The organism is Streptomyces lacrimifluminis, from assembly GCF_014646095.1.
Taxonomy (GTDB): Bacteria; Actinomycetota; Actinomycetes; order Streptomycetales; family Streptomycetaceae; genus Streptomyces; species Streptomyces lacrimifluminis.
The window spans coordinates 144,235-159,264 of record NZ_BMMU01000009.1 but is presented as its reverse complement, the minus strand read 5'-3'; the positions used below and the strand labels follow the sequence as shown (position 1 = coordinate 159,264).

The 15,030-nt window shown below is 71.2% G+C and carries 13 protein-coding genes and 1 pseudogene; 5 read left to right on the top strand and 9 right to left on the bottom strand.

The genetic code is table 11. The features are described 5' to 3' along the window. Window positions 1-5: 5 nt before the first annotated feature. A complete protein-coding gene (locus IEY89_RS16225) occupies window positions 6-638 on the bottom strand; it encodes a DinB family protein (RefSeq protein WP_189148208.1) in 633 nt (210 codons plus the stop codon). A gap of 314 nt (window positions 639-952) precedes the next feature. Here IEY89_RS16225 and IEY89_RS16220 point away from each other — a divergent pair, with 314 nt between their 5' ends. Next, complete coding sequence (locus tag IEY89_RS16220) at window positions 953-1,594, top strand: precorrin-8X methylmutase (protein WP_189148096.1); 642 nt, start codon at window positions 953-955, stop codon at window positions 1,592-1,594. A gap of 34 nt (window positions 1,595-1,628) precedes the next feature. Here the strand turns inward: IEY89_RS16220 and IEY89_RS16215 are convergent. Together IEY89_RS16215 and IEY89_RS16210 are read right to left on the bottom strand one after the other, a co-directional pair. Continuing rightward, window positions 1,629-1,949: pseudogene (locus IEY89_RS16215) on the bottom strand (HoxN/HupN/NixA family nickel/cobalt transporter); the annotation flags it as partial. Between the two features lie 7 nt (window positions 1,950-1,956). Beyond that, window positions 1,957-2,745: a cobalt-precorrin-6A reductase gene (locus IEY89_RS16210; protein WP_189148094.1), complete on the bottom strand. Its 789-nt coding sequence runs from the start codon at window positions 2,743-2,745 to the stop codon at window positions 1,957-1,959. 35 nt (window positions 2,746-2,780) lie between these two features. Between IEY89_RS16210 and IEY89_RS16205 the strand changes: the two genes are divergently transcribed. Together IEY89_RS16205 and IEY89_RS16200 are read left to right on the top strand one after the other, a co-directional pair. Then, on the top strand, window positions 2,781-3,911 hold the full coding sequence (locus tag IEY89_RS16205) for a cobalt-precorrin-5B (C(1))-methyltransferase (protein WP_189148093.1): 1,131 nt from the start codon (window positions 2,781-2,783) through the stop codon (window positions 3,909-3,911). Between the two features lie 156 nt (window positions 3,912-4,067). Further along, window positions 4,068-6,017 carry a potassium channel family protein gene (locus tag IEY89_RS16200; RefSeq protein ID WP_189148207.1) on the top strand — a complete coding sequence of 650 codons (1,950 nt, stop codon included), beginning with the start codon at window positions 4,068-4,070 and terminating at the stop codon, window positions 6,015-6,017. Window positions 6,018-6,119: 102 nt separating this feature from the next. Here IEY89_RS16200 and IEY89_RS16195 read toward each other — a convergent pair whose 3' ends face one another. Continuing rightward, a complete protein-coding gene (locus tag IEY89_RS16195) occupies window positions 6,120-6,437 on the bottom strand; it encodes a DUF6415 family natural product biosynthesis protein (protein ID WP_189148092.1) in 318 nt (105 codons plus the stop codon). A gap of 147 nt (window positions 6,438-6,584) precedes the next feature. After that, window positions 6,585-8,435 (bottom strand): S9 family peptidase, encoded by a 1,851-nt coding sequence (locus IEY89_RS16190; RefSeq protein ID WP_189148091.1) that lies wholly within the window; start codon window positions 8,433-8,435, stop codon window positions 6,585-6,587. A gap of 129 nt (window positions 8,436-8,564) precedes the next feature. On the opposite strand from IEY89_RS16190, the gene IEY89_RS16185 reads away from it, so the two are divergent. Further along, window positions 8,565-8,975 carry a nuclear transport factor 2 family protein gene (locus tag IEY89_RS16185; protein ID WP_189148090.1) on the top strand — a complete coding sequence of 137 codons (411 nt, stop codon included), beginning with the start codon at window positions 8,565-8,567 and terminating at the stop codon, window positions 8,973-8,975. Window positions 8,976-9,032: 57 nt separating this feature from the next. Then, window positions 9,033-9,839 carry an SURF1 family protein gene (locus IEY89_RS16180; RefSeq protein ID WP_189148089.1) on the top strand — a complete coding sequence of 269 codons (807 nt, stop codon included), beginning with the start codon at window positions 9,033-9,035 and terminating at the stop codon, window positions 9,837-9,839. A gap of 79 nt (window positions 9,840-9,918) precedes the next feature. On the opposite strand, the gene IEY89_RS16175 is transcribed toward IEY89_RS16180, so the two are convergent. The 4 genes from IEY89_RS16175 to IEY89_RS16160 all read right to left on the bottom strand — a co-directional run bounded on the left by IEY89_RS16175 (window position 9,919) and on the right by IEY89_RS16160 (window position 14,869). After that, window positions 9,919-10,977 carry a hypothetical protein gene (locus IEY89_RS16175; RefSeq protein WP_189148088.1) on the bottom strand — a complete coding sequence of 353 codons (1,059 nt, stop codon included), beginning with the start codon at window positions 10,975-10,977 and terminating at the stop codon, window positions 9,919-9,921. A gap of 311 nt (window positions 10,978-11,288) precedes the next feature. Continuing rightward, on the bottom strand, window positions 11,289-11,954 hold the full coding sequence (locus IEY89_RS16170; RefSeq protein ID WP_189148087.1) for a SigE family RNA polymerase sigma factor: 666 nt from the start codon (window positions 11,952-11,954) through the stop codon (window positions 11,289-11,291). Window positions 11,955-12,344: 390 nt separating this feature from the next. Beyond that, entirely contained in the window at window positions 12,345-13,433 is a 1,089-nt protein-coding gene (locus tag IEY89_RS16165) for an aspartate-semialdehyde dehydrogenase (protein WP_189148206.1), read from the bottom strand. A 155-nt stretch (window positions 13,434-13,588) separates the two neighbouring features. Continuing rightward, a complete protein-coding gene (locus tag IEY89_RS16160; RefSeq protein ID WP_189148086.1) occupies window positions 13,589-14,869 on the bottom strand; it encodes an aspartate kinase in 1,281 nt (426 codons plus the stop codon). Between the last annotated feature and the right edge of the window lie 161 nt (window positions 14,870-15,030).

Here is a 15,030-nt window from a genome sequence, read left to right as displayed (position 1 = left end):
CTTGGTCAGGGCGTAGTCCCCATTGAGTCGTGTGCGTTGGCGGAGCCAACGTGATCGGCCCTTGCCGCGGCTGCTTTGGCGGCCTGCTCGATCGTCGTGCGCCGGGTCTCCCAGTACGTCGCGTCGGGCTGCGGATCTGCGTACTTGGCCGCTGTTCCTGTGGAGCCGTCGAGCTGTTCGCGCAGGATGTCGGCGTGTCCGGCGTGACGACTCGTCTCGGTGAGCATGTGGACCAGGATGTTGAACAGCTTCACGTCAGGGCGTGGCCACCAGGGCACGTGACCAGGGGAGTTGATGGCGAGGGCGCTGATCGTCGCGTCCGAGTGCTCCCATACGCGACGGTATCGGCCGATGATGTCCTCGCGCGTCTCGTGCTCGGTCACCCATGTGTCGGCGTCTCGCTCGGCAGGGTCGTCCCATCTCGGCAGGAGCTCGGGGAACGGCCGCCCGAAGACCTCGCCGAAGTACCTGGACTCACAGATCGACAGGTGCTTGACCAGGCCGAGAAGATTGGTTCCGGTCGAGGTCAGGGGGCGGCGGATGTCGTATTCGGACAACCCGTCGAGCTTCCACACCATCGTCTCGCGGATCTCACGCAGATCACCGTGGAGGTACTCTTTCGCGAATTCGTCGACCATGGACCATGAGCCTGCCATGCGTCGACGCTGGGGCTCAACCGGGTCCGGCCTCCGCTCAGGCCCTCCGCTGCTTGCGGGGTTTGGTCCAACTGCCGTGCGGTCGGGTTCGCTTACAGCCCGGCACCGCCGTGTCGAACTCCGCATACGCCCCTTGGACTCGATCGTTCAGAAGGGGCCGTCAGCCACGGCCAGTCGACCCGGTGCCTGACTGACGCCATCGGCTCCGGCTACGAAGCAACCGTCCGGGCGTGGCGAGAAAAGGGCTCCTCCATTCGTAGAATCACCGGGCCCGGTCCGCAGCACGAACGTCGACGATGAGTGAGAACCCAGTGTTCGAGTACGAGAAGGACGGCGCCGCGATCTACCGCCAGTCCTTCGCCACCATCCGCGCCGAGGCCGACCTCGCCGACCTGCCCGCCGACGTCGCCCAGGTCGCCGTACGGATGATCCACGCCTGCGGGATGGTCGACCTCGCCGGCGACCTCGGCTACACACCCGACGTCGTCACCCGCGCCCGCGAGGCCCTGCGCGCGGGCGCCCCCGTCCTCTGCGACGTCTCGATGGTGGCCAGCGGCATCACCCGCAAGCGGCTCCCCGCCGGCAACGAGGTCGTCTGCACGCTCACCGACCCGGCGGTACCGGACCTGGCGGCGAGGCTCGGCACCACGCGCAGCGCCGCCGCGCTGGAGCTGTGGCGCGACCGGCTGGAGGGTGCCGTGGTGGCCGTGGGCAACGCGCCCACCGCGCTCTTCCGGCTGCTGGAGATGATCGAGGAGGGCGCTCCCCGCCCCGCCGCCGTGATCGGCGTGCCGGTGGGCTTCGTCGGCGCGGTCGAGTCGAAGGACGCGCTGGCCGGGCACCCGTCCCGGCTGGAGCATCTGGTCGTACGGGGACGCCGGGGCGGGAGCGCCATCGCGGCGGCGGCGGTGAACGCGATCGCCAGCGACGTTGAATGAGCGGAGGTGAGTGACGGGGAGTCCGTGCAGCGGTTTACGCCTTCGACTCCGCCAGTTCCGGCTTCGCCAGCCCCGACGTCCACCTCTCCTCGATCCGGCCGACCTTCCACACCACCGGGGCGACGGCCCAGGTCGCGAGGAACAGCCCGCCGATGACGTAGCCGACGAGGTTGAGGTCCAGGCCGGAGACCCGGTCCCAGAACGGGCCGTGGAGATCCGCCTGGTCGGCGATCAGGCCCAGCAGCTCGACCGTGCCGATGATGAGCGCGACGGCGACCGACAGTCCGGTGATCGTGAGGTTGTCGGCCGCGGAGAGGACGGGCAGGCGGAGGATCGCGTACCAGGGCAGCCCCGACAAGGATTCAGGAGTGCAGGCGCGTTGGGTGGGACATCAGCCACTGCAGGGCCTGCTCCGGGCTGTCGGCCACCGGCACGCCCTCCGGTACCGCCGGGCGCCGTACGACGACCACCGGCAGCCCCGCCTCCCTCGCCGCCGTCAGCTTCGGGGCGGTGGCCGGGCCGCCGCTGTCCTTCGTGACGACGACGTCGATGCGGTGGCGGCGCAGCAGCTCGCGTTCGCCAGGTTTGCCGTCTTCGCCGTCGAGGGTGAAGGGGCCGCGGTCGAGCAGCACCTCCATGCGGGCCGGGTGCGGGGGCTCGGGCGCGTCAACGGAACGGACGAGGAACCACAGCTCGTCCAGCGCGGCGACGGCGAAGGCGGCCAGTCCCAGGCGCCCGGTGGTGAGGAACACCCGTCGGCCCAGCGCGGGCAGCAGCGCGGCGGCCTCCGCGAGGGAGCCGGCCCAGTGCCAGTCATCACCCTCGACCGGCACCCAGCCGGGGCGCCGGAGCGCGAGCAGGGGAACATGGGCTGCGGCGGCGGCCCGTGCCGCGTGGAAACTGATCGTCTCGGCGAAGGGGTGGGTGGCGTCGATGAGCACGTCCACCCGGTGTGCGCGCAGCCACTCGGCGAGCCCCTCGGCCCCGCCGAAACCGCCGACACGCACCTCGCCGGGCGGCAGCCGGGGCGCGGAGACCCGTCCGGCCAGGGAGTTCGTCACCCGGAGCGAGGGCAACCGCGTACCGGCCGCCAGGAGCTCGGCGAGGCTGCGGGCCTCGGCGGTTCCGCCCAGGATCAGTACGTGCGGCACGAGGACCGGATTCCCTTCATGAGCGGCAAGTGGCGATGAGCGGCAGCGAGGCGAGCGGGGCCAGGGGTGGACGCGGCGCCCAACTCAAGCACACCGGCCTGCGCCCCGGCTGGACCACCGGCGCCTGTGCGACCGCCGCCACGACAGCGGCGTACACCGCCCTGCTGACCGGGGACTTCCCCGACCCGGTGACGATCACGCTGCCCAGGGGCCAGACACCGGCGTTCGCGCTGGCCACCGAGGAGCTGACCGGCTCGTACGCCATGGCGGGCATCGTGAAGGACGCGGGTGACGATCCGGACGTCACCCACGGCGCACTGGTCCGGGCGACCGTACGTCTGCTGCCCGCCGGGTCGGGCGTCGTCTTCCGGGCCGGTCCGGGCGTCGGCACGGTCACCCGCCCGGGGCTTCCGCTGGCGGTCGGCGAACCGGCGGTCAACCCGGTCCCCCGGCAGCTGATGCGCGACCATGTCGCCCGGGTCGCGGCCGAACACAGGGGCGGGGGTGATGTCGAGATCACCGTCTCCATCGACGACGGCGAGGAGATCGCCCGGTCCACCTGGAACCCCCGGCTCGGCATTCTCGGCGGGCTCTCCGTCCTCGGGACCACCGGGATCGTGGTCCCCTACTCCTGCTCGGCGTGGATCGACTCGATCCGGCGGGGCGTGGACGTGGCCCGGGCGGCGGGACACACCCACGTCGCCGGGTGCACCGGTTCGACCTCGGAGAGGACGGTCGTGGCCACGTACGGGCTCCCCGAGGAAGCCCTGCTCGACATGGGCGACTTCGCGGGGGCGGTACTGAAGTACGTACGACGGCATCCCGTCGAACGGCTCACGATCTGCGGCGGGTTCGCGAAACTGTCGAAGCTGGCGTCCGGTCATCTGGACCTGCACTCCGCCCGTTCCCAGGTCGACAAGGGCCTCCTCGCCGAGCTGGCCCGGCGCGGCGGCGCGAGCGAGGCACTGGCCACCGAGGTCGCGGACGCCAACACCGGCCTCGCGGCACTCCAGTTGTGCGCAGCGGCCGGCGTTCCGCTCGGAGACCTGGTGGCGGTGGCCGCACGCGACGAGGCCCTCGCGGTACTGCGCGGGGCGCCCGTCGCGGTCGACGTGATCTGTATCGACCGGGCGGGGCTGGTGGTGGGGCGCAGCGGCGTGGTCTGACGGTTTGTCGGTCTGACGGTCTATCGGTGGCCCCGGCCTGCAACCACGCGTCCCGGTGAGGCAGTCTTTCCCCTCGTGGCGATCCTGGGGAACCTTCCGAGTCAGAGCGGGCCGAACGGTCCGAACGGTCCGAGTACGGGTGATCCGGCCGCGCACATGATCGTGTGCGGCGACGACGGGCTCGCGCACCGGCTGGCCCACGAACTCCGCAACGTGTACGGCGAGGAGGTCACCCTCGTCGTCCCGCCCTCGGAGCGCAACGTCCGGCCCCCGGTGGTCGTCCGGGCCGCCGGAACCGCTTCGGCGCTGCTCGACCGGATGACCGCGGCCGTCAACCGGGCAGCGGGAAACGGGACCACCGGCGGGAGCAGTGGCGGTGAACCCGGGCCGCACGAAGGGGTGTTAGAGGCTGTCGAGCTGACCGAGGCCGTGCTCGCCGCGGCGGGTGCGGAGCGGGCCGCCGCCCTGGCGCTCGTGTACGACGACGACGAGACCAACATCCGCGCCGCACTCACCGCCCGCCGCCTCAACCCACGACTGCAGCTCGTACTCCGGCTCTACAACCGGCGGTTGGGCCAGCACATCGGGGAACTCCTCGACCAGGCCTCGGCGTTGGCGGCAGCGGCCGACAGCACTGGTGACGGCAGCGACGGCAGCGACGGCGGCAGCGGCTATCCGGACAGCCGCTCCGACGCGTCCACCACCGTCCTGTCCGACACTGACACGGCCGCCCCGGCACTCGCCGCCACCGCGATCACCGGTACCAGCAAGGTCGTTCAGACCGCCGGGCTGCTGCTGCGCGCGGTGGAACGACTGCCACCGGCGCCGGGTGAGGTCGCCGACCCCGGCCTGTACACCCTCGCCCTGCTCTCCGCCACGAGCAGCGACCCGGCCGGCGCGGACGGCTCCGACAGCAGCGGCGACCAGGGCCCCCGGCTGCTCCCCGACGAGGCGGCGGTGGCGGCGGCGACCGGGCGCGCGACGGTCGTGCTCCAGCAGGTGTCGTACGCGTACTCCGGGACGTCGATGTCGGGCGGGCGGGGGTGGGGCGTGGTGTCGCCGTTCGCCTCGCTCTTCTCGCGGCGACTGCGGTGGTCGCTGGCCGGGATGCTCGGCTGCGTGATCGCCCTCGCCGTCGCGCTGTCGATCGCGACGGGCGACCACCCCCTCCGCGCGACCTACGTGACCCTGCTCGACCTCTTCGCGATCAACGATCCGGCACGGGGGGACTCCGTGGCCCGCCAGATCCTCCAACTCCTGTCCGGGCTGGTCGGGTTGCTGCTGCTGCCGGTGCTGCTGGCCGCCGTCCTTGAGGCGCTCGGTACGTTCCGCAGCGGATCCGCGGTACGGAAGCCGCCGCGTGGGCTGAGCGGGCATGTGGTGCTGCTCGGGCTCGGCAAGATCGGTACCCGGGTGCTGACCCGGCTGCGCGAACTGAACATCCCGGTGGTGTGCGTCGAGGCGGATCCGGAGGCACGCGGGCTCGCCACGGCGCGGCGGCTGCGGGTGCCTGTGGTGCTGGGCGATGTGACCCAGGAGGGCGTCCTGGAGGCGGCGAAGATCAACAGGGCGGAGGCCCTCCTCGCCCTCACCAGCGCCGACACGACGAACCTGGAGGCGGTGCTGTACGGGCGTTCCGTACGGCCCGACCTGCGTGTCGTCCTGCGTCTGTACGACGACGACTTCGCCACCGCCGTGTACCGCACCCTGCGGGCGGCGCACCCCGGCGCGACCACCCGCAGCCGGAGCGTGTCGCACCTGGCGGCGCCCGCGTTCGCCGGGGCGATGATGGGGCGTCAGACGCAGATCCTGGGCACGATTCCCGTCGAGCGGCGGGTGCTGCTGTTCGCGGCGATGCGGGTGAGCGGGCATGCGCAGTTGGAAGGGCGGACGGTCGGGGAGGCGTTTCGGGCGGGGGCCTGGCGGGTGCTGGCGCTGGACACGGGGGCAGGTGCCGTCGGTGCGGACGGACGTCCGTCGGGGCTGGTGTGGGACCTGCCGGCGACGTACGTTCTGCGGGCGGAGGACCGGGTGGTCCTGGCCGCGACCCGGCGGGGGCTGGCGGAGCTGCTGGGGAGGCGACGGGGGGAACGGGCGGGGGTGTAGGTTCCTCGGGCCTGGCGGCGCCTGCCGTGCCTGTCGATGGGGTCCGGATGTTTCGCGACCGGGCACTCGGCGGACAGCTCGGATCGTCTGCGAATCTTGCGCTCATCGGCCGGACTCCGGATGGGTGCCGCACAGCTTCTCGTAGTGATCGCACAACGCGTTCAGAGAACGGGACAGACGGCGCGCGTACGCGAGGTGCGCACTCAGGCCAGCGCTCGGCTCGATACGCAGCTTCCTGCACGTCTCGGAGATGGCCATCCGAGCGTCCGCGCGGGTGAGGGTGTCGTCACGGCGCCGTGCTGAGGCAGCCCGCCCTACCTCGGGGATGACGAGCGCCAGGTGCCCCTTCAGCATGAGCGTCAGCGTCTGAAGTTCCTCCACGGAGGGCACCCACCGCTTCGTCAAGGTCGTCGTCAGCACAGAGCGGGACCTGCTCGACTTCTTCGACTCGCCGCAGCCCCGCCTCGCGGAAAGCAGTTGGAAAGCAGTTGGAAAGCAGTTTTCGAGGGCTCCAGGCAAACGGACGGAGACGGGGGGCGGGCGGGCAGCACCCGCCCCAGACCGCTCTCACACCCCCAAATGCCGCTCCACGAACTCCAGTTCCAGCCGCACCTGCTTGATCCGCTCGTCCACCACCAGGGATCCGTGGCCCGCGTCGTAGCGGTACACCTCGTGCACCGCGCCCCGCGCCTCCAGCCGCTTCACGTAGTTGTCGATCTGGCGGATCGGACAGCGCGGGTCGTTCACCCCGGCCGAGATGTACACCGGCGCTCTCACCGCGTCGACGTACGTCAGCGGCGACGACGCCTCGAACCGTTCCGGAACCTCCTCCGGCGTACCGCCCAGCAGTGTGCGGTCCATCGCCTTCAGCGCTTCCATCTCGTCGTGGTACGCCGTGACGTAGTCCGCGACCGGCACCGCCGCGAGGCCCAGTGCCCACGCGTCGGGCTGGACGCCGAGGCCGAGAAGCGTCAGGTAGCCGCCCCAGGAACCGCCGGTCAGGATCAGCCGGTCGGGGTCCGCGAGGCCCGAACCCACCGCCCATTCCCGTACCGCCGCGATGTCCTCCAGCTCGATCAGACCCACCCGGTGCTTGAGGGCGTCCGTCCACTCACGCCCGTACCCGGTGGAACCCCGGTAGTTGACCCGCACCACCGCGTACCCGTGGTCGACCCAGGCCGCCGGTCCCGCAGCGAACGCGTCGCTGTCGTGCCAGGTGGGCCCACCGTGGATGTCGAAGACCGTCGGGAGCGGGCCCTCCACCCCCGCCGGCCGCTGGACCAGGGCGTGGATACGGCCCCCCGGCCCCTCCACCCACACGTCCTCCACCGGTACCGAACCCGGTGACCTCAGCCCGGGCGGGTCCAGGACCACCGCTCCCGTCGTCGAGCGCACCGACGACGGCTGCGCCGACGACGACCACAGGTACTCCACGCTGCCGTCGGGCCGGGCCGTCGCGCCCGAGACCGTACCGGCGGGCGTGGGCACCTTCACCAGCTCGCGCGACCCCAGGTCGTAGCGGAACAGCTCACTGCGCGCCTCGAAGCCGTGGGCGATCAGGAGTCCCGAACCGTCCGGATACCACTCCGCGCTCACGTCACCCGGCAGGCCGAGGCCGAGGTCCGACTCCTCCCCGCTCACCACGTCCCACACCAGCGGCTCCCACCGGCCCCGGCGCTGATGCCCGACAAGCAGCCGCGTGTCCCCCGCGACGGGCGCGAAGCCCAGCACCTCCAGACCGAGTTCCTGCGCGCCGCCCTTGGTGTCGTCGAGTTCGGCGACCGTCGTACCGTCCGGGCGCAGGACGCGCAGCGCCGAGTGCATCGCGTCGCCGTGCTCCGTGTGCTCGATCGCGATCAGCGAACCGTCGTGCGAGAGGTCACCGACGCCCGCCGACTCGCGGTGCCGGTAGATCACCACCGGGGGCCCGCCGGCCACCGCCAGGTGGATCGTCGTACCCTCCTCGTCCGTCGAACGCCCCACGACCGCCGTACGACCGTCCCGGCCCAGCGCCAGCCCCGCCGGGTAGGAGGCCTCCAGACCAGGAGTCGCGAACTCGTCCTCGGTCCCGTCCTCCCCGCCCGCGAACGGCTGCCGGCGCCACACGCCGAACTCGTCGCCGTCCTTGTCGTCGAACCACCAGATCCACTCGCCGTCGGGCGACAGCACGCCGTCCGTCGTGCCGTTCGGCCGGTTCGTCACCTGGCGCTGCTCGCCCGAGGCACGGTCCCAGGCGTACAGCTCGTACGTCCCCGTCGCGTTGGACACGAACAGGGACCGGTCGGGGGCGTCCTCCGCCCAGTCGGGGAGGGAGACGCGCGGCGCCCGGAAGCGCTTCTCCCAGTCCGGCGTGGTCGTGTCCGCCGTGGTCGTGTCCGGCGTATTCGTGTTCGGCGTGGACCCGTTGCTCTCAGTCATGGCCCCATACTGCCCGCCCACGACGACAATGCGCCGCCGAGGTCCCCAGCCTGTGGAAAACTTCGCGAGAGATCGGGCGTATCCACAGGTCAGAGCCGATTGTCAGTGGCCGGGTGGAGACTCTGCCCCATGACCGACACCACCCGTACGACCGATCTGCGCGAGACCGTCGAGCGGTTCTGGGCCACCGCCGAGGCCCGGGACTGGGACGCGTTCGCCGACACCCTCGCCGACGACGTCGTCTACACGCTGCCCCAGACCCGGGAGCGGATCAGCGGCAAGGAGCGGTTCGTCCGGTTCAACCGGGAGTATCCGAGCGACTGGCATCTGCGCATGGAGCGCGTGGTCGCCGAACCGGGGCAGGTCGTCACCTGGCTCCGCTTCAGCGTGGGGTTCGAGGGGGCGGAGGAGATGCACGCCCTTTCCTTCTTCACCGGGGACGAGAAGGGGAACATAGCCACGATGACCGACTTCTGGCCCGAGCCCTACGAGCCCCCGGCGAGCCGGAACCACCTGAGAGAGCTGACGGAACGGTACTGACCGACCCGGCCGACCCCGCGAACCCGGCACCGAGGGCCGCACCGTACCGTTGAAGGCGTGTACCGGTTTCTGCTGACGCCCCGTTGGTGGGGGATCAACGTCTTCGTGCTGCTCGCCATCCCCTTCTGCGTGTTCATGGGGTCGTGGCAGCTGAGCCGGTTCGAGGACCGGGTGCAGGACCACCAGGCCGCCACCGAGGAGGTCTCCGCCGAGAAGGGGGAGGCCGCCCGACCGCTCGCCGAGCTGCTGCCCGTCGACAAGAAGACCTCCGGGGACCGCGTCACCGTCACCGGGAGGTACGGCAAGCAGTTGCTCGTCCCGGACCGGCAGCTCGACGACCGCGACGGCTACTACGTCCTGACCCTGCTGCGGACCGACGCGGGCAAGGCACTGCCCGTGGTGCGCGGCTGGCTGCCCGGTACCGCCGACCCCGCGAAGGCCCCCGCCCCGCCCGCCGGGGAGGTCACCGTCACCGGTGCGCTCCAGGCGTCCGAGACCCCGGGGTCCAACGGCGTGAGCGCGGCGGGTGGTCTCCCGGCCGGGCAGACCGGCGCGATCAGCGCGGCCTCGCTGGTGAACCTCGTGCCGTACGACCTGTACGACGCCTGGGTCACCCTCGACAAGGGCGACTCCGGGATGAAGGCCGTACCGGCGACCGCGCCCGCGAACACCGGGCTCGATCTGAAGGCGTTCCAGAATCTCGGCTACACCGGCGAGTGGTTCGTCTTCGCGGGATTCGTCGTCTTCATGTGGTTCAGGCTGGTGCGCCGCGAGGCGGAGTTCGCGCGGGACGCGGAGCTGGGGCTCACGCCGCCCGAGGAAACACCCACGGCGGAACCCTCCCGGGAAGGCGCCACCGCCTGACCACCGGCTGAGTGAGTCCTGCCGTTTCTGCCGGCCTCCGGTACTTCCCGTCCTGGCCGTACTCCCTGCACCGCCTGTACTACGTCGTCTCCGCCATGACCCCGGTCCTGTACACCGTGCCCGCGCACGCGTTCGCCACCGTCGTCGTCACCGTGGGCGAGCCGGCCTCCGCCGTGTAGGACACCGCCACGCTGCCGTCGGCCGGCGTGCCGTCCTCCGTGACCAGCTGGGGCGTGGTGCCCGTTTCGCCGCCGGCGGAGGTGGTCCCTGCCGAGTCGGGGCTCGCGCTCGGTGTGGGCGTCGGCGACTCCGTGGAACCGCCCGTGGTGCCGCCGTCGGTGGTGCCGCCGGTCGTGGGGCACGTCTCCGAGGGCACCCAGGCGAACTGCACCGTGTACGCCGCACCCGGCGCCAGCACCAGTCCGCTGACCGAGGCGGACGGGTCGGGCAGGCCTCCGGCCGCGTCCCCCGCCGCATGGTCGGCGACGCCCACCTTCGACGGGTCCGCCGCGCCCTGCGCGAGCGGTGACACGGAGCCGCTGCCGCCGACCGCACAACTGGCGCTGGAGACGTTGACGACCCGGAACGTGCCGTAGACCGTGCCGCTGGCGTCGGGGTCGCCGACCGAACCGGTGGCCGAGCCCAGCTGGGTCGCGTCGCAGGCGGGCGCCATCGCGGGGCTGTACGTCGGATCGGCGCCGCCGGTCGTGCCGCCGCTGCCGCTGCCCTTGTCCGGGTTGGTCGTACCGCCCGTGGGGCTGCTCGACGGCTTGTCCTTGACCGTGTCCGAGCCGCCCCCGGAGGTGCTCTCGCCGCCGTCCGGGCCCTTGCCGTTGTCCTTGTCCCCGCCGGTCTGCGAGCCGTGACCCGCGATGACGGAGGGATCGGCCTCGGAGCCGGTGACATTGGAGACGTGCAGCAGGGCCGGGACGGCCGTGCCGATGAAGAGCGCCGCGGCGGCCATGCCGATGGCCGCGTGCCGCTTGCGGGCCCGTCGGGCGGGCACCGCGCGCCGAAGATGTTCCAGCACGGCGTCGGTTGGCTGGATTCCGCCCACTGCCTCGTGCAGCATCGTGCGCAGTGCCAGCTCTTCCGCGCCGAGCCCGTCCAGGCTCTCGTCGTCGGGGCCGTGATTCACAGTTCCGTTCCCAGCGTGCGATTGCTTGTGCTCTTGCTCGTGGCGGCCTGGTCCGTGGACTCCGGCCGGCCAACTCCCGTTGGTTCGGGCCCCTTTGACAGGAAGCCTACCGGCCTGGAACTCCTCGGTCCGGAAACCGGCGCTCCCTGAGCCGACGCCCTCGTGCCCTTCACGCCCGGCGTCCTCCGAGCCCGGTACCCCGGGTCCCGTCCCCCCGGCCTCGGGCCCTTCATGCCCCTCGGGCCCCTGCGGCTGGTCCTTCTCCCGGTCTTTTCCCTGGCCCTGGCCCTGTCCCTGACCCTGATCGCCGCTCATGCCGGTTCCTCCATGGCGATGCGCAGCGCGGCGATCCCCCGCGAGCCGTACGCCTTCACCGAGCCGAGCGATATGCCCAGCGTCTCGGCGACCTGGGCCTCCGTCATGTCCGAGAAGTAGCGCAGGACGAGGACCTCGCGCTGGCGGCGCTGCAGGCCCTTCATCGCCTTGATGAGGGAGTCGCGCTCCAGCAGGTCGTACGCCCCCTCCTCCGCGCTCGCCATGTCCGGCATCGGCTTGGAGAGGAGCTTGAGGCCGAGGATGCGGCGGCGCAGCGCGGAGCGGGAGAGGTTCACCACCGTCTGGCGCAGATAGGCGAGCGTCTTCTCCGGGTCACGGACGCGCTTGCGGGCCGAGTGGACCCGTATGAACGCCTCCTGGACGACGTCCTCGCAGGACGCGGTGTCGTCGAGGAGCAGCGCGGCGAGGCCGAGGAGTGAGCGGTAGTGGGCACGGTACGTCTCGGTCAGGTGATCGACCGTCGTCCCGGCCACCGCGCTCTCGTCAACGCCCTCGCGCTGGTTGGGTATGCGGGCCGGCCGCGCTGCGGGCATCGGCGCGATCACCGGCATGCCACCGGACGCACCGGGCACGCGGGGTCGGCGGGGCGGACGCAGGGCTGTGCCGCGCGTCGCCGCTCTGAAGTCCAGTACCTCTGCCACGCATGTTGGACACGCCTCCCCCCGTCAAGGTTGTACGCATCCGGCATCACTTTTGCGTCATCCGACACAGCCACCCTCATGCGTCCCGCTCTTCCCCTAAATCCATGGTCACCGCGCGTCCCGCGCATGGTCACGGCGTCCCACGCCCCGGAAGGGCGACCGCAAAGACGCTCCCCGCCGTCCGCGTGGTTGCGGAGGGCGGGGAGCAAAATCCTCTGTTCACGCCGAACTTGCCGAACTCACGTGAATCCTACAAACGTTTTCTGTCATCACCGGAGTGATTTCCGACAAGATCGGCAGATCGCGACGACTCGGAACAGAGGGTCACCCGCAGGTCAGGCCAGGGTCAGGGCACGGCCAGGGTGTGGTCAGGGAAGGGTCAGGACACCGTCAGGCCCGCTCGGCCGCCACCAGCTCGGCGATCTGCGCCGTGTTGAGCGCGGCGCCCTTGCGCAGGTTGTCCCCGCACACGAACAGCTCCAGCGCGGTCGGGTCGTCCAGCGACCGCCGGACCCTGCCGACCCAGGTCGGGTCGGTACCGACCACGTCCACCGGGGTCGGGAACTCGCCCGCCTCGGGGTTGTCGAACAGCACGACTCCGGGCGCGGTGGCGATGATCTCCCGGGCTCCGGCGACGGTGACCTCCCCCTGGAAGCGGGCGTGGACGGTCAGCGCGTGCGCGGTGACGACCGGCACGCGTACGCAGGTCACGGCCACGGGGAGCTTGGCCAGCCCGAGGATCTTGCGGGTCTCGTCCCGCAGTTGCATCTCGTCCGACGACCAGCCGTCCGCCCGGACCGAACCGGCCCACGGTACGACGTTCAGCGCGACCGGCTCCGGGAACGGCCCCGTCCCCTCGCCCACGGCCCGCCGTACGTCTCCGGGGTTGGTCCCCAGTTCCGTACCGGCGACCAGGGACAGCTGCCGGCGCAGGGTGTCCACGCCGGCCCGGCCCGCCCCGCTCACCGCCTGGTACGTGGAGACCACCAGCTCGCGCAGGCCGTACTCGGCGTGCAGCGCGCCCAGGGCGACGATCATCGACAGGGTCGTGCAGTGCGGGCTGGCGATGATCCCGCGAGGGCGCTGCCGTACCGCGTGCGCATTGACCTCGGGGACGACGAGGGGCACCTCCGGGTCCAGCCGGAAGGCGCCCGAGTTGTCGATCACGACGACGCCCTTGGCGGCGGCGATCGGCGCCCACCGCTCGGCGATGTCGTCGGGTACGTCGAACATGGCGACGTCGACGCCGTCGAAGGCCTCCTCCGACAGCGCCACCACCTCGACCTCTTCCCCGCGCACGGCCAGCTTGCGGCCGGCCGAACGCGGCGAGGCGACGAGACGGATCTCGCCCCAGACGTCCGCACGGTGGGACAGGATCCGCAGCATGACGGCACCGACGGCACCGGTCGCCCCCACCACCGCGAGCGTGGGCCGCGCACCGGACCGGGACACGGCCGGCCGAGGACCCGCCGACCCCATCGCGGCGGCCGATCGGGGCACGGGGGTCGACCCGGTGACGGTCGACCCGGCCACAGCCGACTGTGACACCGCCGATCCCGACGCTGCGACCCTCCGGGGCACGGCGGTCAATGCGGCCTCGGTCGACCCGGCCGCCCTCGATCCGGGCGGAGCCATCAGCGGCCGGTGCCTCCGTAGACGACGGCTTCGTCGCTGTCGGAGTCGAGGCCGAAGGCCGTGTGCACGGCGCGGACCGCCTCGGGGACGTCGTCCTGGCGGGTGACGACCGAGATGCGGATCTCGGAGGTCGAGATGAGCTCGATGTTCACGCCCGCGTCGGACAGCGCCTGGAAGAAGGACGCGGTCACCCCGGGGTTGGTCTTCATCCCCGCGCCGACCAGCGAGATCTTGCCGATCTGGTCGTCGTAGCGCAGCGATTCGAAGCCGATCGCGCCCCTCGACTTCTCCAGGGCGTCGATGGCCTTGCGGCCCTCGGACTTGGGGAGCGTGAAGGAGATGTCCGTGAGGCCGGTCGCCGCCGCCGACACGTTCTGCACGATCATGTCGATGTTGATCTCCGCGTCCGCGATCGCGCGGAAGATCACCGCGGCCTCGCCCGGCTTGTCCGGGACGCCGACGACCGTGATCTTGGCTTCGGAGACGTCGTGGGCGACTCCGGAGATGATGGCGTGCTCCACCTGCTGGTCCCCTTGCGACTCGGGCTTCTCGTTGCTGACCCAGGTGCCCGGCAGTCCGGAGAAGGACGAGCGCACGTGGATCGGGATGTCATAGCGACGGGCGTACTCCACACACCGGTGGAGCAGCACCTTGGAGCCGGACGCGGCCAGCTCCAGCATGTCCTCGGAGGAGATCCAGTCGATCTTCCGGGCCTTCTTCACCACGCGCGGGTCGGCGGTGAACACACCGTCGACGTCGGTGTAGATCTCGCACACCTCGGCGTCGAGGGCGGCGGCCAGTGCGACGGCGGTGGTGTCCGACCCGCCGCGCCCCAGCGTGGTGATGTCCTTCTTGTCCTGGCTGACGCCCTGGAACCCGGCGACGATGGCGATGTTGCCCTCGTCCAGCGCGGTCCGGATGCGCCCCGGAGTGACGTCGATGATCCGGGCTTTGTTGTGGACCGAGTCGGTGATGACGCCTGCCTGGCTGCCGGTGAACGACTGGGCCTCGTGACCCAGGTTCTTGATCGCCATGGCCAGCAGGGCCATGGAGATCCGCTCTCCGGCGGTCAGCAGCATGTCGAACTCACGCCCGGCAGGCATCGGAGACACCTGTTCGGCGAGATCGATCAGCTCGTCCGTCGTGTCGCCCATCGCGGAAACGACGACGACCACCTGGTGGCCGTTCTTCTTCGCTTCCACGATTCGCTTGGCGACGCGCTTGATGCCCTCGGCATCGGCTACGGATGAGCCTCCGTACTTCTGCACGACAAGGCCCACGTGCGCTCCTCGCTCAGTCCGTCTGCGGTCGGCTCAGTCTAACGAGCGGCCGAATTCCCCCTTCGGGGTATCGCATGGTGAGATGTCCCGCCCACCGCAACGATCTTCGGCCGCTCCGGACGGCACATGCCCACCTCACCGTGGAATACGCGTGACCAGCG